Below are 273 nucleotides of genomic sequence, written 5' to 3'. Positions count from 1 at the left end.
CAGAATGCGGCGGCGGTTCTGGACTTTCAGCGCAATGCCGCTGCCGCTGGTGATGAAGTGTCAAAGCTGACGGTTCAGCTGGCAGCCGAGCAGGACAAGTTGGCGCACATGAAGTCCCAGGCGAATGTCCTGGTGTCCAATGGCAGTCTGTCCCAGGTGGACGCAGACGCCGGCGTGTCTTCCCAGCAGAGCAGGGTGGATGACACCAGTTCCCGCCTGTCTGTTGCCAGACAGATGCGTGATGCCCTGAATGTTGAAGCAGAAGGCCACAGG

1 protein-coding gene is annotated in these 273 nt (G+C 60.1%); it reads left to right on the top strand.

The window, feature by feature from the left end; all coding sequences use genetic code 11:
* A partial coding sequence (locus JN414_RS16610; protein ID WP_202208897.1) for a hypothetical protein occupies positions 1-273 on the top strand: 273 nt, incomplete at both ends.

The sequence above is a fragment of the Gluconobacter sp. Gdi genome, assembly GCF_014132155.1.
GTDB lineage: Bacteria > Pseudomonadota > Alphaproteobacteria > Acetobacterales > Acetobacteraceae > Gluconobacter.
This window is presented reverse-complemented; position numbering and strand designations above follow the sequence as displayed.